The sequence below is a fragment of the Microbulbifer sp. CnH-101-G genome (assembly GCF_052466775.1).
In genome coordinates this window covers 1,919,309-1,938,503 of record NZ_CP174292.1, presented here as the reverse complement: position 1 = coordinate 1,938,503, position 19,195 = coordinate 1,919,309, and the positions used below count along the sequence as shown (strand labels likewise).

At 51.4% G+C, this 19,195-nt stretch carries 16 protein-coding genes; 7 read left to right on the top strand and 9 right to left on the bottom strand.

Going from position 1 to position 19,195, the window contains the following annotated elements; translation table 11 throughout:
• The first annotated feature begins 348 nt into the window (after positions 1-348).
• Positions 349-720, top strand: coding sequence for a VOC family protein (locus tag ACJJID_RS08530; protein WP_444922340.1), 372 nt, complete (start codon positions 349-351; stop codon positions 718-720).
• Positions 721-970: 250 nt separating this feature from the next.
• Entirely contained in the window at positions 971-2,740 is a 1,770-nt protein-coding gene (locus ACJJID_RS08525; RefSeq protein ID WP_444922339.1) for a DUF885 domain-containing protein, read from the top strand.
• Between the two features lie 204 nt (positions 2,741-2,944).
• On the opposite strand, the gene ACJJID_RS08520 is transcribed toward ACJJID_RS08525, so the two are convergent.
• The 7 genes from ACJJID_RS08520 to ACJJID_RS08490 all read right to left on the bottom strand — a co-directional run bounded on the left by ACJJID_RS08520 (position 2,945) and on the right by ACJJID_RS08490 (position 11,914).
• Positions 2,945-3,601: a YrbL family protein gene (locus tag ACJJID_RS08520; RefSeq protein ID WP_444922338.1), complete on the bottom strand. Its 657-nt coding sequence runs from the start codon at positions 3,599-3,601 to the stop codon at positions 2,945-2,947.
• A gap of 550 nt (positions 3,602-4,151) precedes the next feature.
• Complete coding sequence (locus ACJJID_RS08515; protein WP_444922337.1) at positions 4,152-5,315, bottom strand: acyl-CoA dehydrogenase family protein; 1,164 nt, start codon at positions 5,313-5,315, stop codon at positions 4,152-4,154.
• Between the two features lie 11 nt (positions 5,316-5,326).
• A complete protein-coding gene (locus tag ACJJID_RS08510; RefSeq protein ID WP_444922336.1) occupies positions 5,327-7,351 on the bottom strand; it encodes an acetyl/propionyl/methylcrotonyl-CoA carboxylase subunit alpha in 2,025 nt (674 codons plus the stop codon).
• Positions 7,351-8,154 carry an enoyl-CoA hydratase/isomerase family protein gene (locus ACJJID_RS08505; RefSeq protein ID WP_444922335.1) on the bottom strand — a complete coding sequence of 268 codons (804 nt, stop codon included), beginning with the start codon at positions 8,152-8,154 and terminating at the stop codon, positions 7,351-7,353. The genes ACJJID_RS08510 and ACJJID_RS08505 overlap by 1 nt, the downstream gene beginning before the upstream one ends.
• A gap of 9 nt (positions 8,155-8,163) precedes the next feature.
• Positions 8,164-9,330 (bottom strand): acyl-CoA dehydrogenase family protein, encoded by a 1,167-nt coding sequence (locus ACJJID_RS08500; RefSeq protein WP_444922334.1) that lies wholly within the window; start codon positions 9,328-9,330, stop codon positions 8,164-8,166.
• Positions 9,331-9,413: 83 nt separating this feature from the next.
• Positions 9,414-11,021 carry an acyl-CoA carboxylase subunit beta gene (locus ACJJID_RS08495; RefSeq protein WP_444922333.1) on the bottom strand — a complete coding sequence of 536 codons (1,608 nt, stop codon included), beginning with the start codon at positions 11,019-11,021 and terminating at the stop codon, positions 9,414-9,416.
• Complete coding sequence (locus tag ACJJID_RS08490; RefSeq protein WP_444922332.1) at positions 11,021-11,914, bottom strand: SDR family oxidoreductase; 894 nt, start codon at positions 11,912-11,914, stop codon at positions 11,021-11,023. The genes ACJJID_RS08495 and ACJJID_RS08490 overlap by 1 nt, the downstream gene beginning before the upstream one ends.
• Positions 11,915-12,129: 215 nt before the next feature.
• Between ACJJID_RS08490 and ACJJID_RS08485 the strand changes: the two genes are divergently transcribed.
• Together ACJJID_RS08485 and ACJJID_RS08480 are read left to right on the top strand one after the other, a co-directional pair.
• A complete protein-coding gene (locus tag ACJJID_RS08485) occupies positions 12,130-12,783 on the top strand; it encodes a TetR/AcrR family transcriptional regulator (RefSeq protein WP_444922331.1) in 654 nt (217 codons plus the stop codon).
• A gap of 220 nt (positions 12,784-13,003) precedes the next feature.
• The gene (locus ACJJID_RS08480; protein WP_444922330.1) at positions 13,004-15,601 is read left to right on the top strand and encodes a hypothetical protein; all 2,598 of its coding nucleotides are present in this window, start codon (positions 13,004-13,006) and stop codon (positions 15,599-15,601) included.
• Here the strand turns inward: ACJJID_RS08480 and yciH are convergent.
• Complete coding sequence (yciH, locus tag ACJJID_RS08475) at positions 15,598-15,921, bottom strand: stress response translation initiation inhibitor YciH (protein WP_226648754.1); 324 nt, start codon at positions 15,919-15,921, stop codon at positions 15,598-15,600. The genes ACJJID_RS08480 and yciH overlap by 4 nt on opposite strands.
• Positions 15,922-16,112: 191 nt before the next feature.
• On the opposite strand from yciH, the gene ACJJID_RS08470 reads away from it, so the two are divergent.
• Positions 16,113-16,946, top strand: a complete 834-nt coding sequence (locus ACJJID_RS08470; protein WP_444922329.1) for an ion transporter — start codon at positions 16,113-16,115, stop codon at positions 16,944-16,946.
• A 59-nt stretch (positions 16,947-17,005) separates the two neighbouring features.
• On the opposite strand, the gene ACJJID_RS08465 is transcribed toward ACJJID_RS08470, so the two are convergent.
• Positions 17,006-17,470 carry a PaaI family thioesterase gene (locus tag ACJJID_RS08465; RefSeq protein WP_444922328.1) on the bottom strand — a complete coding sequence of 155 codons (465 nt, stop codon included), beginning with the start codon at positions 17,468-17,470 and terminating at the stop codon, positions 17,006-17,008.
• Between the two features lie 110 nt (positions 17,471-17,580).
• Here ACJJID_RS08465 and ACJJID_RS08460 point away from each other — a divergent pair, with 110 nt between their 5' ends.
• Together ACJJID_RS08460 and ACJJID_RS08455 are read left to right on the top strand one after the other, a co-directional pair.
• A complete protein-coding gene (locus ACJJID_RS08460; protein WP_444922327.1) occupies positions 17,581-18,723 on the top strand; it encodes a serine hydrolase domain-containing protein in 1,143 nt (380 codons plus the stop codon).
• On the top strand, positions 18,723-18,950 hold the full coding sequence (locus ACJJID_RS08455; protein ID WP_152453769.1) for a SlyX family protein: 228 nt from the start codon (positions 18,723-18,725) through the stop codon (positions 18,948-18,950). The genes ACJJID_RS08460 and ACJJID_RS08455 overlap by 1 nt, the downstream gene beginning before the upstream one ends.
• Positions 18,951-19,195 lie beyond the last annotated feature (245 nt).

Sequence of the window (19,195 nt, the reverse complement as noted above, 5' to 3'; positions counted from 1 at the left end):
AAAAATAGTTTAGTCGCAGTGGTTAAGAAGAGTGCAGTGAGTCGAGGGATAGCTCAGTCTGATTGTTGTACGATTGAGAGCTAGGCTAAATCTATAGACATCGGCTGATTTCTGAATAATAGTTGAGGGCTTTACAGGCTAGTGCTTGACTGATAACTTGAGTTTTCAAGTGTCGCATTTGGCAGTATGATGAAAACAAGAAAGTGTACCATCTCGATTTTTTCATCCATTAGATCGATGGTGTTCGAGGAGATTCACTACACTCCATTGCGATACTTTTCTCTATACTGATTATCTTCTTTACTTCCTAAGTTGCTGATAGACAAATAAAATACGGGAAACTTAAACGTGGCAAAATTCTACAAACCAAATCTACAGCTTATTTATGTCTCAGATATTCAAGTTTCAACTGGATATTATAAACAGCTATTTAATCTAGAACCTTACTTTGTTTCCCCCAGATATGTCGTCTTCAAAGTTGATGGTGAGGCTGATTTTGCAATATGGTCCGGCGGTGAAGTACCTGATAAAGAATCTCCAAGATATACTGAAATTGGTATTAACCTAAAAACGGATGATGAGGTTGAAGAGCTCTATTTACAATGGATGGATAGTTCTTTTATAAGCATACACAAAGAATTATATACAGATGTGTTCGGAAGAACTTTCTTGGTAAAAGATCCAGATGGACATATTATCCGGGTTTCATCTGCTGACTAATTGAAAGCTCCCTATGCGGCTAGTTATATGCTCTGGTTATGGCTTTAATATATATGGGGTAGTTACGATACTAAACTATAGTACTATCTAAATTTTTTACCGAAAAATAACGTCAATTCGTCGACATTATAGTCATTACGTATTGAAATTTTCTTTGTTAGAGTGCCTACTTTAGTTAAAGTGTGTCATTCCTGATAGTTAATGACGGCTTTTTCTGCTGGGTTTAATTTTTACGTTTTGGTGTTTAAGAATGATGTATAAGAAAGATATAGCTATAGGTTTACTGGCCTTAAGCTCGGCTTTATTTGGGTGCTCTGTAAATAGTGATAAGACTCAGCTAAGCTCAAATTCTACTATGATTAGTGCTCAGCAGCTTCATGATATTGCTGATCAATATCATGATATCTACTTAAAGAACTATCAGACAGATGCTTACTTTTTAAATCTGGAGCCGGAAAGACATAATCTATTTCTTAATAACACACCTAATAATTTATCCGCTTTAATTAATTTCGAAGATGAATTGCTGGAGAGGTTGGCGGCTATAGATCCAGGTAGTCTGAAGAATGATCAAGAGCGTGCTTTTTATTTTAAGCTCAAGGAGCAATTGGAGGCGAATGTCGGATTGAGAATCTGTAAGTCTGAATTGTGGTCAGTCAATCATATGTTTGGTCCCCATATTAGGTTGAGTCTCATCAGTGAGTTTCAGCCAGTTGAGACGGCCCAAAATAAAGCTGATGCAATTGAGCGTTGGCGTAGTGCCGCCAATTACTACGATCAGGAGATTATTAATCTCAAGAATGGTCTCAAGCAGGGCTATTCCGCTCCGAAAAGTGTGGTAAACCGTGTAATTAAACAAATTGACGGATTAACTCAGATACCGATTGATAACCATCCATTCAATAGCTTGTCCGAGCGCACAGATGATTCAAAGTTTGCCGCTGATTTTAAGCAGGTTTTAGCTGTTGAATTGATTCCATCAATGGAGCGCTATAGTGATTTTTTAAAATCTGAATATTTACCGAAGGCAAGGGAGGAGCTGGGAATTCATGCCATCCCCAATGGTCGTGAATGTTATATGGCTCAATATCGGGCTTACACCGGTCTAAAGAGAACGCCCGAACAGGTTTTCCAGCTGGGTCTTAACACTGTAAATGAAAATAAGAACGAAATAGTCAGTTTGGGATCGATTCTTTATGATTCCAGCTCATTCTCAGAAGCGGTTGAGAAGGCTAGTGCTGATGATTCTCAGAAGTTTAATAGCTCATCTGAAATGCATGAGTTTTATGAGGCGCTAGTAGCTAAATCTAAAAATCTTACTGCGGATTATTTTTATGATATGCCTTCCATAGCGTTGGAGGTAAGGCCTATACCTGAACATGAGCAAGGCTCCGGCAGAAGCGCCCATTATACACCAGGCAGTGAGGTACGTTCTGCTAGGTTTGCCTATGATCCAACTACTTTCAAAGATGAGTCTTATGCCTCAGCTGAGACTGTGACAATTCATGAGGGGTATCCGGGGCATCACCTGCAAATAGCTTTGAGTCAAGAGCAGGATAGTTTTCATCCGATTGAAAGTACTTTTATGAACGGTGCTTTTGTTGAAGGGTGGGGGAGATATGCAGAGCACCTCGCTGAAGAGGCCGGCATTTATCAGTATGGTTCAACTAAAATCTTAAGACGTGCGTGGCCAGCAAGGGGAATGGTGGCTGATACTGGAATGCACATGCTCGGTTGGAGTAACGATCAAGTTGCGAAATTTTTAAAAGAGTCGGGTGCCTCTTTCGCAAGAGATCCCAGTTCATTGATGGACCGAATGGCGGTGATGCCTGCTCAATTAACATCCTATGACTCTGGCGCGTTAGAAATCTTTGCCTTAAGGGAGCTAATGCGAAACGAACTGGGCGAGGATTTTGATATTAAGGATTTTCATGAAATTGTCTTGAAGAATGGTAGTCTTCCTCTACCCAGGCTTAGTGAGAAGATTGTGGGGTTCATTAAAGAAAAGAAACGCGGTTAATTAACCGTGATAAATACTAATTCTGCCCCGTAAATTAATGGGGCAGAATTAGTACTCAAGTGAAACTTTCTATCACTGCCTGTTTTTCTTTTTGCCCAGTACTCCCAAAGAAATCAGATTATTATTGGTTATATTTATGCCTGCTCAAATCAGGCTGACATGGAAGCAGCATGGCTTGGTTCAAATGTCTCCCAGAAAGGGGGGCTAATAGTGTAAGGTCTGAGAAAAATTAAGGTTTAGGTTGTACCCGAAGCTTTCTAGGTCATTTTTAAGGCGTTGACACAGCTTAGTTATACGTCTGCGATTTGCTCTCTGGTTATAGAGGCGAGAAACAGAACGCAGAGATGGTAATCTGCGACTACCGATACCATCAATGATGACAAAATGGCCATTGATTTCATCCCACACTATATTGACCGTTCTTAAATCACGAACGACGATGAAGGTTCTCTCCAGCCACTTAAACAGATCATTAAGTCTATCTGCATGCTCTTGATTGAATTGTTTACTGCTGATTAACGCACTTAGAGTATCTGCAAGTTCTCCATTGTGCTTTTTCACTGCTTTTACGGTGATGCCTAACCCCAAATTGGTGTCTACAAAGCCTTTAAAGTCCTGTACAAAATGAGTATTTTCAACCTGACCTTCGCGTAGGTAGATGTGTTCAGAGACTTCTTTCATATATGGCCAATAGTAGGTTAGTCGGCGTAGTCGGGTAGAGATGGAATACTTATGATCCATTCTTTTCCTAAACCGATCGCTGATTACCTTAATAAGTAGATCATCAGATTCGGGGTGAGGAAACACTAGTCTCTCATTGCCGTTGGCGATAGCCTGGTCTAACCTTAATTGCAGATCCATAATTGCTTACTCAAAAATCAATTCCTTTCTTATCCCTTTGCTCAACTATTGGGTTTATCTGCCGACAAATTGGGACGTATCACCTAAGTATAGATAACATTCACTTTTTTTCCCTGAAAAGTAGTTAAATTACAGCATAAATCAGCCGGTAATTGAGCGAGGGCAACGATGCCAGATTTTAACTTTAAATTAAAGTTTCATGACATAGAATGAAATAGACTAAGAGTGCGTTTAGGAAATACCAGTGGTTGTACCTGAGCATTTAGCGTTACGATCTTGCCAGATTACTCACTGAGAAATCACCCACTGAGAGAACGTAGAAGTTCGGACTCATACTGTAGTTTTCAGTTGTAAGATTTCTAACCTTAACTAGCTTTTTGAGGGCAAAGTAGTTTGAATTCAATTACGCTACCGTTATCAGCTTGAGTATTGGATGAATAGAAATATCAACAAACAAACTATCAGCTGGATAGGGAGTTATATGCTGACCCTATCCAGATATTAAAGATTAATTTTTATAATGTGTTTTAACAAGGGCCTGTTTGAATGATTAAATCCCCATCTGCCTGGAAGCCAGATCCCGCATAATTTCTTCAGATCCACCACCAATTGCATTCACCCGCACTTCACGATAGATACGCTCAATCCGGCTGCCGCGCATATAGCCTGCGCCACCCAACACTTGCATCGCCTCCCGAGCGCAGAACTCGAGGGTTTCTGTGGCTTGGACTTTGAGTAGAGCGATATCGGCCACCTTGAGCTGATGTTGTTGCTCCGCCCAGGCACAGAGGTCCAGATAGGCTTGGGTGGCATTGATGCGTTGAAGCATCTGGGCAAACTTGTGTCGAATCACCTGGTGATTGGCGAGGCGCTTTCCGAAAGTTTGGCGCTCTTGGGCCCACTCAATGGCATCCTGCAAACAGACCCGGCTGAATTCTACACAAGAGGCGGCAATGCCCAGGCGCTCGCGATTGAAGTTGTGCACTATGGGTAAGAAACCTTGGTTCTCACCGCCAATTAGATTGCTCGCAGCCACGCGCACCTGATCAAAAAAGATACTGGCCGTATCAGAGCACCACCAGCCCTGCTTTTTATCGAGTAGCTGCCGGCTAACGCCTTCGGCATCCGCAGGGATTAAGAGCAGGGAGATACCGCCGAAGTCTTCTTCACCTGTGCGCACGGCAGTAGTAAACCAGTTAGCGCGCATGCCGCCGGTGATATAGGTCTTTTCGCCGGTAACGATATAGTCATCCCCATCACGCTCTGCGCGGCACTGGAGATTGGCTACATCGGAGCCTGCGCCGGGTTCGGTAATTGCCAGGGAAATATGCTTTTCGCCGCGTAATACCGAGGGGATAACCTGATCTTTTAGGGCCTCACTGCCATAGTGCAGTAATGGGGGCAGGGCAATGCCGTGGACCATTAGGCTGGCGTAGAGGCCACCAGCGCCGGGGCGGGCTAACTCCTCTGCGGCAACAATCATATGGAAGACATCGGTTTCGATGCCGCCGTAGTTTTCCGGATAACTCATCTGCAGAAGGCCAACTTCTGCGGCTTTTTTCCAAAGCTCGGCGGGTAGCTGGCCGTCTTCGTCCCATTCAGTAATGTAGGGAGTAATCTCGCGGTCGACAAAGCGACGCAACTGGGTGCGCCATTCCTGATGGCCTTCGTCATAGAAGGGGCTTGCCATACGGGAGGCATCAATATCGTACATGCTGATCTCCTTTAGGAAGTAGCGTCGCTGGGGATTTTGGCGGTTTCCGTGGGTGCGGCTTCGATCTGAACTAACAGCTGGCCACCGCGTACCTGGTCTCCTTCACAGGCGCCCAGTTTAATTACGGTACCGTCGCGGTCTGCGCGCAGGGCGTGCTCCATTTTCATGGCTTCCATTAAGGCGATAGTGTCTCCCCGCTGAACTCTTTGATTGGGTTCAACCAATACCTGCACCAGGCAACCGTCCATAGGGGCCGTGATGCGGCCACTGCCTTCGTTAAGGCTCGATTTGGCGGGGGCGTGGGTGATATCGACAAAATGAAATTGCCTGCCGTCTAACAGGAGGTGCAGATTGCTTTGGCTGGCTAGAAACAGTCTCTTTTGGCTAACGCCATCCAGCAGAAGTTCAGCGCTATAAACTCCAGTTTCTTTTTGTGATTTCTCAAAATGGACCCACTGAATCAGGAACTGCTGATCGCCTACTGAGATTTGATAAGAATTATCTACTAACGCCAGCAGCTCACAGTTTAGGGTTTGTCCTGCAATTTCCAGTCGGTAGTTGATCGGCACGCTGTTGTCACCACTGCGCCAGTCACTGCGGCCGCTACGCCGATCCTGAGGGTTGGCTTGGTGCAAGTGATTAAGTAATGTGGCTTGGGCTGCGATTACTGCTGGAACTGGTTCTGCGGATGTCAGCGTGCTGTTTTGGTCGAGAAAGCTGGTATCGGCATCGCCAGCGATAAACTGTGATTCGGCCAGGATCTTCTGCAGGAAATGGATATTGTTTTTGGGGCCGATAAATTCCAGCCGGGTCAGGGCCTGAGTTAGCTTGCGCCGAGCTTCTTCTCGATTCTGCCCCCAAGCAATTAATTTGCCGAGCATGGGGTCGTAAAATGGCGTAATTTCGCAACCATTTTTCAAAGCGTGGTCGATACGGATTCCTTGCCCCTTTGGCGCTACCCAGTGGAGTACTTTTCCGGCCTGGGGCAGGAATTGTTGTTCCGGGTCTTCGGCATACAGGCGGACTTCAATGGCGTGCCCCTGCTGGGAGACTTGCTGCTGGGAAATGCATAGGGCTTCGCCGCGTGCTACTGCCAGTTGCCAAGCTACCAGGTCAAAACCGGTTACCATTTCTGTTACCGGGTGCTCTACTTGCAACCGGGTGTTCATTTCCAGGAAATAGAATTCGCCGTTGGGGCAGAGTAGAAACTCTACGGTGCCCGCGCCTAGATAACCGCAGGCTCGCGCGGCGTCGACTGCGGCTTGCCCCATTCTTTCCCGCAGCTGGGTGTCGACCACAGGGGAGGGGCATTCTTCGACCACTTTTTGATGGCGTCGTTGTACGGAGCAATCCCGCTCCCCCAGGTGAACACAGTTGCCATGACGATCCGCAAATACCTGGATTTCGATATGGCGAGCGTTGACCAGTGCCTTTTCCAGAATCAATTCGTCGCTGCCGAATGCACTCATGGATTCACTGCGGGCAGCGCGCAACTGGGAGGCCAGCTCGTTGCCTCCGTGAGCCAGGCGCATGCCGCGCCCACCACCGCCTGCGGCGGCTTTGATCATTAACGGGAAGCCAATGCGCCGCGCCTCGGCGATCAGGGTATCGTCGTCCTGGGCACCCTGGAAGCCGGGAATACAGGGTACGCCGGCAGCGGCAACAAACTCCTTGGCTTTGCGTTTGTTGCCCATCAGTTCTATGACTTCGGCACTCGGGCCAACAAAACGCAGTTCATTCTCTTCGCAAGCGCTGGCAAATTCCGCATTCTCAGCGAGAAAGCCGTAGCCGGGGTGGACGGCGGTGGCTCCGGATTTTTTAGCCGCGTCGAGAATTTTCTGGATATCCAGATAGGACTCCGCCGAAGTCTGCCCGCCAATGGCTACGGCGATATCGGCAGTCTGTGCGTGAAGTGCATCGCAGTCCGCATCGCTGTAGACGGCGACTGTGCGATAGCCCTCCGCCCGGGCAGTACGCATAATTCGCAGTGCGATCTCGCCTCGATTGGCGATTAACAGGGTCTCTGTTGTCGACATCAGTGCTGCCACTCCGGTGATCGTTTTTCCAGAAATGCACGGGCGCCTTCGCGCCCTTCATGGCCTTGAATTGCACGGGAAAACTGCTGCGCAGCGCCGTCGAGCAGTTGGCCGAGGGCAGCCTCATCGCTCACCCGTGCAGCATCCAGCAAGATCTGCTTGGTCGTTGCCAGGGCGCCGGGAGCGCAGGCATTGATCGCGTCCAGGTGTTCCTGCAGCGCGCCTTCGAGGGCTTCGGAATTATCGAGTAACTGGTGGATTAACCCAATTTCCAAGGCCTGCTGTGCATTGACTTTGGCTCCGCTGAGGGCCAGGCGTCGGGCCTGGGAAAGGCCAACCCGTGCCACGACAAAGGGAGCAATTTGTGCAGGCGGTAAACCCAGGCGGGTTTCCGGCAGGGCAAAGCGGCAGCTTCGATCGGCGATGGTAATATCGGTACTGCAAGCGAGCCCGAAACCACCGCCCATTACGGCACCTTCCAATACCGCGATGACGACCAAAGGAGTGCGATTAAATCGCTCCATCAATTCGCCGAAGCGGCGGTTGAGGTGGAAGAACGCATCGCTATTACCATTACTCGCGCCCTGTTGTGCGTTGAGCATATCGGCAATATCGCCACCGGCGCAGAAATTGTGTTCTGTACCGCGCAGCACCAGGGCTCGCACCTGCGGGTCTTCTTCCGCTTCTGCGAGCTTTTGCAGAAGCTCATCCACCATTTGCAAACTGATGGCGTTGCGCTGCTGCGGGCGATTTAGCGTGAGATGGCAGGCGATGCCGATGGTTTCTTCAATGATTGTCTGCATGGCCTGACCTTACGCGTTGGGTTTACGCTTGCCGGGCAGTATGCCCATCAGCTTACAGATAATACCGAGCATTACTTCATCCGCGCCGCCGCCGATAGCGGTGAGGCGGCTATCCCGATAAGCGCGGTTGATTACTGTTTCCTCGATATAGCCCATACCGCCCCAGAACTGCAGGCATTGGTCTGGAATTGTGCGGGACAGGCGGCCAGCCTTGAGCTTGGCCATAGAGGCGAGGGTAGTGACATCTTCACCTGCCACATAGGCTTCCACTGCACGCCAAGTTAATGAACGCAGGCACTCCACTTCAGTCTGCATTTCCGCGAGAGCAAAATGGATGGTTTGGTTGTCGATCAGGGGGGCTTTAAAGGCCTGACGCTCGCGCACATAGTCGATGGTGGTACTTACGCAGTTCTCCAGTCCTTTTAAGTTCAGCGCGGCGCCGGCGAGGCGCTCCTCCTGGAATTGCAGCATTTGCAACAGGAAACCGGCACCTTCATCGCCGATACGGAAATGTTTGGGCACTCGCACATTGTCAAAAAAGATAGGGGCAGTTTCCGATGAGCGCATGCCCAGTTTGTCGAGCTTTTCGCCGATGCGAACCCCTGGTGTTTTCGCCGGAATAATTATCAAGGATTTGTTGCTGTGGGATTTGCCCTCACTGGTATTGACCAGGGTACAGAAAAAGTCTGCGCAGGGAGCGTTGGTGATCCACATCTTGCTGCCGTCGATCACATAGTCGTCGCCATCGCTTTTGGCGGTGGTTTTAATTGAGGCGACATCGGAACCGGCGCCCGGTTCGGATACGGCGATTGCGCCGATCATCTCTCCGTTCACGGCGGGAATCAGGAACTGCTCTTTGAGATCCTGGCTGCCGAAGTTGGCCAGGGCAGGGGTACACATGGAGGTCTGCACCGAAATCGACAGGGGCACGCCGCCACAGTGGGCACCGCCCAGCTCCTCCAGGAAAACGGTTTCATAACTGAAGTCGAGCCCGAGACCGCCGAAGTCTGTGGACTTGCTGATGCCAAGCAGACCCAGACCGGCCAGTTGTTGGAAAATTTCGCGGATGGGAAAGCGGCCGGCCTTTTCCCATTCGGCCACGTTAGGGTTAATTTCCTGCTGTACAAAGTTTTGTACGGTGCGCTGCAGTTCCCGGTGTTGATCGCTAAATATCATTATTATTTTCCCTGCCTTGAAGTGTGAACCCGGTGATTGTGTGAATGGGCAACCGCACTTCCTTGTTGCCCAGGTTTTTCGGTTTAAAACCTAGCTACGCCAAAGGTATTTTTGTTGAGTTTTCTCTGCTCGGCCTCATTGCAAACTTCTAGCAACATGCCTAAAAGTTTGCGCGTATCGCGGGGATCGATAATGCCGTCATCCCAGAGGCGCGCACTGCAGGCGAGAGCATCGGAATTGCCCTGCATAAAGGCGCTGGTGTCGTTTTCCAATTTGTCCAACATCGTCTCATCCACATTGCCGCTGCGTTGCATTTTTTGCTCGGTGACGATGCGCATTACCTTGCCGGCCTGGGCTGCGCCCATCACTGCGGTGCGGGAATTGGGCCAGGCAAAAATAAAGCGGGGATCGAATCCGCGGCCACACATGGCGTAGTTGCCGGCCCCATAGGAGCCGCCCACGACAATACTGAGTTTTGGCACGCTGGCATTGGCCACGGCCTGAATCATTTTGGCGCCGTGCTTGATGATGCCGTTGCGCTCCACCTCGGTACCCACCATAAACCCGGTGGTGTTATGCAAAAACAGCAGTGGCGTGCCACTCTGTTCGCACAACTGAATAAACTGCGCGGCCTTGTTGGCGCCCTTGGGGGTGATCGGGCCGTTATTCCCAATAATTCCCACAGGGAAGCCTTCGATACGAATATGGCCGCACACGGTTTGTCGATCGAATTCTGGCTTGAAATCCAGCATGGCAGAGCCGTCGGCGATACGAGCCAGAATTTCGCGCACGTCGTAGGGCTTTTTGCTGTCTGCTGGAATCAGGCCGAGCAGCTCGTCGATAGGGTGCAGAGGGTCCTGGTAATCTTTATCTACTGAGCTTTTAATGGGTGAGGGGAGGGCGGCAACAATCTCTCTTGCGATGCGAATCCCATCGGCATCGTTCTCTGCCAGGTAATCGCCACTGCCGGATTCGGTACAGTGCATTTCTGCTCCGCCGAGGCTCTCTTCATCGGCAATTTCACCGGTGGCTGCTTTCAGCAGCGGCGGCCCAGCCAGGTACATACCGGTTTGCCCGCGCACCATAACGACATAATCTGACAGGCCCGGCTGATAGGCACCGCCGGCAGTAGCGCCGCCATGTACCACAGTAATTTGCGGAATGCCGGCGGCAGACATGCGCGCCTGGTTGGCAAATCCGCGGCCTCCTGGGGCAAAAGTATCGGTGGCATACATCAAGTTGGCGCCGCCACTTTGTGCCAGAGCGACTACCGGCAGATGGTTTTCCAGTGCGATCCGCTGCATTCGCAGGGCTTTATCCATACCGGCTGGTGAGATGGTGCCACCTTTTACGGCATAGTTATCTACCCGCACCATACAGCGTCGGCCACTGATTTGGCCGATGCCGCAAATGGCACCGCCGCCTGCACCGGTGCCATCCTGGTCGTCAAACAGTTTATAGCCGGCGAGGGAGCACAGTTCGACAAAAGGGGCACCGGGATCGAGGAGTAAATTAAGGCGTTCCCGTGGCAGTAGCCAGCCCCGATCACGATAGCGGGCAGCCTTGCTTTTTTCCGCTTGTATTGGGCGTTGCTCGGCCTCGCGAAACTGGTTGATCTGTTCCAACATGGCAGATTTGTTGTCATTGAACTCTGCCGAGCGGTTGTCGAGCTGGGAGTCAATCGGCTGCATTAGAGCTTGCCCTCCGCTTCCAACTCTTCCACTACCTGGGGCCGACGCTTGCGGTGGAATCCGTTATAGCGTTTGGAGTTACTGGCGGCTTGTGGTTGCCAAAGCGGGGAGTGATGCTTGAGGCTGGAGCCACCGTCGATGCGCAGGGTTTGGCCGGTGATATAGCTGGCTGCATCGGACAGCAGGAAACACACGGCGCCACTGACTTCGGCTTCCTCTCCCAGCCGGTAGAGGGGGATACTGTCGCGGAAGCCCGGCAGTAGCTCGCGCAGGAATTTGGGGTCGTAAGTATCAAAACCGCTGGAGAGAATATAGCCCGGTGCTACAGCGTTAACTCGAACGCCAAAAGACGCCCATTCCAATGCAGCGGTTTCGGTAATATTTTCCATGCCGGCGCGGGCAGCACCGGAGTGGCCCATCATGGGCATACCGCCCGCATTATCCGCCGTGATATTTACAATACTGCCGCCGTGCTGCTTCATCGACTGCACAAAGACTTCGCGGGACATTAAAAAGCCACCGAGCAGGTTGCTGCGGACGACGGCATCGAAGCCTTTTGTGTTGATCTGCTCAAGGGGGGAGGGGAACTGGCCACCGGCATTGTTCACTAATCCGTGAATTTGGCCTCTGGCCTGGGCAATTTGCTCAACGGTTTCCTGGACGCCCTCTTCGTCGCGTATATCCAGGCTGAAAAAGCTGCACTCGCCGCCATCGTTATTGATCTCGCCGGCAACACGTTCCAACTTGTCCAACTTGCGCCCGATCAATACGACATGGGCGCCGAGGCTAGCCAATTCATGGGCGATACAGCGGCCAATACCACTGCCGCCGCCGGTGACGATATGGGTTTGCTCGCTAAAGCTGCCGGAGCGCAGCTGGCTTTGATAGCGCATGAAAGTTTCCTTTTCTTGGGCCTGTCAGGCCTGTTCAATTTTTATTGTTCTTGTCGGCGCTTGCGCCTGCGTGTGGGAAAACGCAGAATAGCTTAACGCTACCAAGCAAGCGCTTGGTATTCAAGGGTTGGCTTCTTTTTAATCATGTGATTGTTAGGTTGCCGAGCAGTCTGCAAGAGAATGCGAAAAAGAAAGCAAAGAGTTGGGAGTGTTTCGTGCAAGAGAGCGCACAGGTGGAGTTAGGTGAAGTACAAGGTGCTATGTCACCACAGCAACTAATTGGAACTCTGGTAAAGGCGGGGGAGCTTACAGACCCGGCCTCCCCGCGAGGGCGTTTGCTCAATGCTGCTGCGCGCCTGTTTGAGCAAAAGGGCTTTTCACGTACCACCGTGCGAGATCTGGCCGCGGAAGTGGGCATTCTGTCTGGCAGTATTTTTCATCATTTCTCCAGTAAGGAGCAGATTCTCTGCGAAGTAATGAAGGAGGTAACGATTTTCGCCAGCGCCCGTATGCGCAGTGCGGTGGAGCAGGCGGCGTCACCTCAGGAGAAATTGCGCGCCTGTATCCAGTCTGAGCTTGAGGCCATTCACGAGCGGGCGGTGCCGGGTTTTTCCATCTTGGTGATGGAGTGGCGTAGTCTGTCAGACAAAAGCCAGAAAGAAGTGCTGTTACTGCGTGATGAGTACGAGCAAATATGGCTGGATGCGATCAACTCGGCTCATTGCCCCGGCGGGGATGCCACAGTGGTACGCCGCCTTATGGTCGGTGCGCTGAGTCACACCTATAGCTGGTTTAAAGCCAGGGAGAATGGATTGACCATTCCCGAGCTGGCCGATCGGGCCTATCAAATCTTCGCGCCGAAGATTTAAGCACTAGATTTAAGAACTATAAGTCTTAAACACGAAAGTAATACTAATTACCGGCAAAGTGCCAATAAAACTGTGCACTTTGCCACCTTTCCTGCCAATTTCTCCTCTGTAAAGACTTTCCTGAGAACTGGTGCGCACCCGTTTTTTCCCGAATCTTTTACTCTGCGCGCAAGATGTAATAATTGTGACAATAAATGTCACTTGGTGACAGGAGAGGGAAATGGCGGGCCAGGATTTATACCAGGTGGTTTCCACAGGACGGATGCTTCACGCCAAAAAACCAGAAGTTGTGACTCGGGATATCGCCAAACTATTCTCGATTCCCGAAGCACAGGCTCGCAGGTTACTGCTAAAGGGCTGGGTGATTAGAGATAGCCTGGTATCGTCAGAGGCCCTGGAGTACAGGGCTCGTCTGCACAAGATGGGGCTGCGTGCCGAGGTTTGTCCTGCGGGAAAGTTCGATAACCAGCAGTTGATCGCAAAAATCAAAGTAGCCCAGCGACGTAGGGCCAGTGTAGAGGCGAAGCCTTCAACCCAAACCGCATTGGAAACTGCTTCCAATGGTAAGGCTCTGAAAGAACAGGCTTTGAAAGAGGAAAAGGCGCTTCAGAGTGGGGAGGATTTAGAAAGCCCTACTGTGACTTCCGCAAAAGTGAGAGGCGGAAGTGCTACAGAGCGGCCAGAAACCCGACTAACACCTCAAAAGGCCAAATCAAAACCAGAAATGCCAGAGGCGAAAGGAAAAGAAAAGCCTCTCTTCAGTAGTAAGAAGTCAACCGTGACTACCTCAGGGGTACGGGTTCTCCTTGGGCTGCTTCCCGCGATAGTGACTCCTGCCGTTTTTATTTGTGTGGCAACACTGTGCCTTTATGGTGCCGGCGCACTGCTATGGCAGATTCCTCAGGCGGTTTGGCAGGGGGAATTAACTGGCGCTACTCTGCTGTTTAGTTTGGGGGGAGTGACAGTCATTGTTTTCTTAATGCTGTTGTTGGCTTTGCCCTACTTCTGCTTTCCCAGGGATGCTCGTACTCAGCCTGGTGAAAAGCCCTTAAAGCATTCTGAGAGCAAAGACCTGTGGCGTTTGCTTGAACAACTATCAAACGCAACAAAGTTACCAAGGGTACAGGCTTTGATATTAAGCCCGGATGCCCGTGTCTACTGTGCCCCCAGGTTTTCTGAGGTGATGCGCCAAGAGCTGCCACTAAATTTGGGGTTGGCCAGTGTCACTTCCCTGCGTGGCAGTGAGACCCTGGCATTGATGGCGCGCAACCTTGGCCTTTACCAGGGAAAAGTCAATGGTCTGCTGGCCTGGCTGGTTTTGGATGGAGTGCGCCGCCTGGAGCTGATGCAGTGGGCTCTGGAAAATGAGCGAAGTGTATTGTGCAGCCGTGGTGAGCCGGGGCCGCTGAAACTCTTCCATCAAATGCTGATTACTTGTGGGTATTTCCTGTTGCCATTGATCGAGCGACTCGAAAACCTGCACCGTGCCTTAACTCGAAGGAGTGCCCTTTATCTAGAATCCCGTGCGGACTTCTGGGCCGCCGATTTGATTGGCAGTGAGGCATTCACCGAGTTTGCCGGGAATTGGCATCGCCTGGTGCATGCAGACCTAATGGTTGCCGAGATTGCGCGAGAGGCATCAGCAGTGGGGCAGTGCTTTGAAAATATTCCTGCCGCTGTGGCCTGGACCCTGGAAAATCTCGATGAGGAAACCGGTAAAACCATCGAGCTTTCGATGAGCCAGGCCAGTGATCCCTGGGATGTCTTTGAAGCGGCAGATCTGGAACGTATTGAGAGTGTTCAGCAGCGCAATTTGAATGGGCGCCTGCAGAGGGCGTTGTCCCTGGAAAACCTCTTTGTCGATTTCCCCACATTGGCCAGGAACATCAGTGCGGAGGCGAGTGCTCCCGACTGTCAGGTAGTGGAGAATCGCCGATTACTCAGCTCCAGCCGTGAGGCGGAAGAGGCATTAGAGGTGATGGATGTTTATTTTAACCGCCTGCCGCCTCTCACTTTACTGCCCCTGCGTAGGCCAGCCTCACAGGAGCTGCAGGCGATGGATCTGCAAAGCAGTATCGATTGGCTGCGCAGTAAATTAATTGAGCTGCGTGAGTTACGCGAGCAGCGCGAGAGCGCGCGCCTGCTGATGGTGTCGATACAGCTGGGGGCAGCGTTGATTCGAGCCAAAGTCCGTATCGAACCGCAGGATTACTCCTTGAATAGTGCCAGCCTCGCAGCGGCTCAGGAAGCCGCGGCAATTAAAAGGTCTGAGCTGGAGGAAATCGAAAGGCAGCTCCAGCATATCTATTCAGTGTTTTACCAGCGTTTGTGCTTGGCCGTTGTGGCGATGCCGGCGCGGGAGCGCCAGCAGGCACGGAGTCTGCTGAGCCAGCTGGCGGCTTATGAGGCGCTGGCAACACACATTGAGCGCCTTGCGGGTTACAGCACCAGTCTCGCAATCTTTGCGGGGCGACTGTCCCCGGACCTGGCCGAGCGGGAACTGGTGCAGAAATACCTAGCCCTTTCCGCGCGGGAGCTGGATGCCACCTTCGCCACGGTGGAGTCATCTGAGTTGTTAAAAGCTCAGGGATTGGATAGCGCGCTTTGTGTCAAGGCCAAGCGTGAGCCATTGCAGCAGTTACCCCAGCGACACCAGGAAGCCTTGGCGGTGGTGCATACTATGGAGTCCCGCTGCAAATACGCGATTTCGATTATTTTGGAGCGCTACCAGATTCAACTGGCGGCTCTGCTGCAACACTGCTTGGAAAGAGAGAGGCAATTGGACGTGAATCCCTTGCGTCTCCTGCAGGCGGTCTAGCCGCCGGCGAGCTTAACTTTGTAGTTTTTAGATTCCAGCAGTGCTTTGATTTCGGCGCGCTTATCGCCCTGGATTTCGATTACCCCGTCTTTCAGGGCGCCGCCACAGCCGCAGCGTTTCTTCAATTCTGCCAGCAGTAATTTCAGCTCACTATCCGTGCCGTCAACGCCGCGCACACAGGTGACCCCCTTGCCTTTGCGCCCTTTGGTCTCTCTTTGGATACGTACGATCCCATCACCTTGGTGCTGCTTTTCCGCTGCGGGCTCCTCTTTGATTCGACCGCGGTCGGTGGAATAGACGAGACGATTTTCCTTGGCCATAGCGTTGGGCTCCTAAAAAATTTTGCACTGAATAGCTTGGGCGCGATTGTGCCCGAGGCGTGATGGAAGTCAAAGAGGTCGCCGTCAGTTCTTTAGGGAAACGGAAGAAGCGGAATAGGGGGCGACCCGCCAGCCGCCAGCGGGTAAAATTTCGAGGCAAATCCCTAGCAGCTGGTAGAAGAGGTTGATCCATGGCGTTGACTGGACGTCGCAAACTGCTCAATGAAGTGATCTTTGGCACCGACACGCCCGCGGGGCGTAACTTCGATGTGTTCTTGATCTGGGCAATTTTAATTAGTGTTGGGCTGGTACTATTGGCTTCGATTGGCCCAATCGCACAACGTTACGGGGCGCTACTGACCACATTGGAGTGGCTTTTCACCGGTCTTTTTACCTTGGAATACGCTGCCCGTATTTACTGTTCGGTTAATCGGCGCAAATATATTTTCAGTTTTTATGGCGTTGTCGACCTGCTGGCGATTCTGCCCAGTTACCTGGCTCTTCTCTATACCGGGGCCACTTATCTGCTGGTGATCCGCTTACTGCGCGTGTTGCGTATCTTCAGGATTTTAAAGTTGGTGCGCTACCTGCAGGATGCCAACCTGCTATTGCGGGCCTTGGGGCTGGCCCGGCGGAAAATTCTGGTGTTTTACTCCAGCGTCCTGGTGATGTGTATTATCTTCGGCTCGCTGATGTTTGTGGTGGAGGGGCCGGAAAACGGATTTACCAGTATCCCCACTAGTGTTTACTGGGCGATTGTGACCATTACCACCGTTGGCTATGGGGATATTTCTCCTCAAACGCCATTGGGGCAGGGTATAGCAGCCATGACCATGTTGATTGGTTATTCAATTATTGCCGTACCAACGGGCATCCTTACCGCTGAGCTGGCGGGTGAGATGCATCGCGAACGCAAACATCACCGCTGTAACAACTGTGGCCGCAGCACCCATGATCCAGATGCGGAATACTGCAAGTTTTGTGGGTACCGACTGGAGCTTCCCACATTAGCGGAAAAGGTGTGACCTGGTTGTGGGTGCCCCAAAGGGGCACCCTGCTGTCATGTGAGGCCTAGTTCGGCGGGCTACCATTCGTCTGGCACTTTTACAGCAACCACTTCTGCCTTTGCGCAAAGGCGCCCGTCGCTACTGAGGTCACAGTGCAAGATGGTCTTCTTGGGGCCGCGTTCGACAATAGAGGCTTCCAGAATCACCGGTTTATCGATGGCAGCGGGCGCCAGGTACTTGATGTCCAGCTTGCCAGTGGCAAACCAGATTTTATCCCCGCTGCCCACATTGCGACCCGCTTGCAGATAGCCATCGGCGATGGCGGTACAAATGGTGTGACAATCAATCACTGTAGCGATAATACCGCCGTTCAAATATTGAGCGGGTCCGGCATTGTGGTAGGGGCTGGGTGTAAATTCACAACGGGATTTATCCGGCTCTACCCAATAGCTTTTAATACGCAGGCCCTGGTCGTTGTCCGACCCGCAACCAAAACAATGGTTGCCCTGAATCTGATCCTGAATGGCGATTTGCTCAGTCATAACTATCCCTCGCTGTGGACGCGCCATAGTAACGATTTGCGCCAGGGAGGGGAAGAAACTAACCTTGCGGACTTGCAATAGAGTTACCCGAATTATCTGGACCTAGATACATGGAAATATACGGCTTTTGCGCCCCCGGTTTCGAAGCCCTGTTCGAGGCTTTCGGCAAAAATTTTCGCGAGTGTGGAGACACTGGTGCCGCCTTTGCGGTGCGGCGGCAAGGTGAGTTGATCTGCTCCTTGTGGGCGGGCAGTGCCGACCGGGAAGGGGAGAAACCCTTTACGGAAGAAACGCTGGTCAATGTGTTTTCGTCCAGCAAAGGGGTTTTAGCACTGCTCGCTATGCAGCAGGCAGAAGCGGGCAAGTTGGATTTGGATCGCCCAGTCGCAGATTACTGGCCAGAATTTGCGCAGCATAAGAAATCTGTCACCGCGCGCCAACTTCTCTGCCATCGCAGTGGCTTGGTCGCCTTTCGCGAGCGGGTTAAGGACAGTCTTATTTATGATTGGCAGGCGGCCTGCGATGCGGTTGCCCATACAGCCCCGTGGTGGGAGCCAGGCAGTGAGCAGGGATATGCGCCGTTTCTTTACGGTTGGAGCTTGGGCGGCCTGATAGAGCGCGTTGCAGAAAAACCACTATTGGAACTTTATCGGGAAATGCTAGCCAAACCCCTCAATCTCGATGGCGGCTTTGGTGCAGTGGGACATCTTTCGAGCCGCGTCGCCGATGTAAGCCCGCTGAAACAACCATTGCCGGAGCTGCGTGAGAATGCCATTGGCCGGGCGATCAAAGAAGATCGCAAAGGCCCGGTTGCTATGGCGTTTAGTAATCCGGTGAGCCTGATGATGGGAACTAACAGCCCCGAGTGGCGCAATGCCTTGATTCCCGCAGCCAATGGTCATTTCAGTGCGCGGGATCTGGCGACGGTTTACGGTGATCTGGCAGGGGGAAACCCAACAACCCTTGGACAAAAATGGGTGGATGAAGCCTCGCAAGAACAGAGTTGTGGGCGGGATAAAGTGCTTCAGGCTGAGGTGAGCTTTGGTTGCGGCTTTATTCGCAGTAGCCACTCCGCAGATCTGCGATTCGGCGGAAAGCAGGGATTTGGCCATCCAGGTGCGGGCGGCAGTGTCGGTTTTGCCGACCCAGAGCAGGGCCTGGGAGTGGGTTACATCACTACACGGCTGGGGCAAAGTCTGTTTATGGATCGCCGTGCGGTTGGCCTGGTTGAGACACTGTACGGATTATTGTAATGACAGAAGAAGTTTTAAAACTGATGGAGCGTATCGATGAGCTGGAGAGCCGCTTGGCTTTTCAGGAGGATACGATCTCCCAATTAAATGATGTTATTACGCGCCAAGATGCGGATATTCGCTCAGTGGTGGCGAGACTGCGTGAACTTGGAGATAAGTACAGTGCTCTCACCTTCGAAATGCAGGGTGGGGGCAGGCAAGCTGACGAAAAGCCACCCCACTATTGAGCGGTGTTGAAAAATAGTTGATCAGTGTTGAAAAATAGGCAGTGAATTCGGTGACTATTCATTATTCATTGCTCCATCACTGAATGGCGCTAGAAAACAAATATGGCGCAAATTTAGAGAGTTTGCCCTGACAAGAATCGTCAAAAATTATCGAAAATATTTTGGCGCCACTTCACTATGACCGTAAGTATTAAAGTGTCTAAAAAAGTCTGTCTTGTGACGTCTTTGCTATTGACAAACTTTTC

Bases quoted from the DNA above. Each gene is read 5' to 3' on its own strand.
- ACJJID_RS08470 (WP_444922329.1), top strand. From the start codon at position 16,113: ATGGCGTTGACTGGACGTCGCAAACTGCTCAATGAAGTGATCTTTGGC.
- ACJJID_RS08510 (WP_444922336.1), bottom strand. From the start codon at position 7,351: ATGTCGACAACAGAGACCCTGTTAATCGCCAATCGAGGCGAGATCGCA.
- ACJJID_RS08500 (WP_444922334.1), bottom strand. From the start codon at position 9,330: ATGATATTTAGCGATCAACACCGGGAACTGCAGCGCACCGTACAAAAC.
- ACJJID_RS08460 (WP_444922327.1), top strand. From the start codon at position 17,581: ATGGAAATATACGGCTTTTGCGCCCCCGGTTTCGAAGCCCTGTTCGAG.
- ACJJID_RS08455 (WP_152453769.1), top strand. From the start codon at position 18,723: ATGACAGAAGAAGTTTTAAAACTGATGGAGCGTATCGATGAGCTGGAG.
- ACJJID_RS08520 (WP_444922338.1), bottom strand. From the start codon at position 3,601: ATGGATCTGCAATTAAGGTTAGACCAGGCTATCGCCAACGGCAATGAG.
- ACJJID_RS08490 (WP_444922332.1), bottom strand. From the start codon at position 11,914: ATGCGCTATCAAAGCCAGCTGCGCTCCGGCAGCTTTAGCGAGCAAACC.
- ACJJID_RS08495 (WP_444922333.1), bottom strand. From the start codon at position 11,021: ATGCAGCCGATTGACTCCCAGCTCGACAACCGCTCGGCAGAGTTCAAT.
- ACJJID_RS08480 (WP_444922330.1), top strand. From the start codon at position 13,004: ATGGCGGGCCAGGATTTATACCAGGTGGTTTCCACAGGACGGATGCTT.
- ACJJID_RS08465 (WP_444922328.1), bottom strand. From the start codon at position 17,470: ATGACTGAGCAAATCGCCATTCAGGATCAGATTCAGGGCAACCATTGT.
- ACJJID_RS08515 (WP_444922337.1), bottom strand. From the start codon at position 5,315: ATGTACGATATTGATGCCTCCCGTATGGCAAGCCCCTTCTATGACGAA.
- yciH (WP_226648754.1), bottom strand. From the start codon at position 15,921: ATGGCCAAGGAAAATCGTCTCGTCTATTCCACCGACCGCGGTCGAATC.
- ACJJID_RS08525 (WP_444922339.1), top strand. From the start codon at position 971: ATGATGTATAAGAAAGATATAGCTATAGGTTTACTGGCCTTAAGCTCG.
- ACJJID_RS08505 (WP_444922335.1), bottom strand. From the start codon at position 8,154: ATGCAGACAATCATTGAAGAAACCATCGGCATCGCCTGCCATCTCACG.